This is a genomic window from Roseateles chitinivorans (assembly GCF_002761755.1).
In the GTDB taxonomy this organism is placed as follows: domain Bacteria; phylum Pseudomonadota; class Gammaproteobacteria; order Burkholderiales; family Burkholderiaceae_C; genus Roseateles; species Roseateles chitinivorans.
The window spans coordinates 1-419 of record NZ_PEOG01000239.1; the positions used below are offsets into that span (position 1 = coordinate 1).

The 419-nt window shown below is 61.3% G+C and carries 1 protein-coding gene; it reads left to right on the forward strand.

The genetic code is table 11. From position 1 onward, the window contains the following. Nucleotides 1-13 precede the first annotated feature (13 nt). Nucleotides 14-419, forward strand: a 406-nt coding sequence (locus tag CS062_RS25540) for an AAA family ATPase (protein ID WP_233218254.1), incomplete at its 3' end; no start/stop codon positions are given.

Consider the following 419-nt stretch of genomic DNA (forward strand, 5'->3'; position numbering starts at 1 on the left):
GCAAGACGTGCTGATGGAAGAGATCGTGGCGCGCTACCACGAGAACACCAAAGACGCGGAAGTGGTGCTGATCGAAGGCCTGGTGCCGACCCGCAAGCATCAGTTCGCCAACGCGCTGAACTACGAGATCGCCAAAACACTGAACGCCGAGATCGTCTTCGTGCTGGCGCTGGGCAACGACTCCCCGGCGCAGCTGAAAGAGCGCATCGAACTGGCGCGCACCAGCTTCGGCGGCAGCAAGAACAAAAACATCACCGGCGTAATCATCAACAAGCTGAACGCACCGGTCGACGATCAGGGCCGCACCCGTCCTGACCTGTCCGAAATCTTCGACGACTCCACCAAAGCCAGCATCGCCCACGTCGATCCTGCGCAGCTGTTCGCCAACAGCCCGCTGCCGGTTCTGGGCTGCGTGCCGT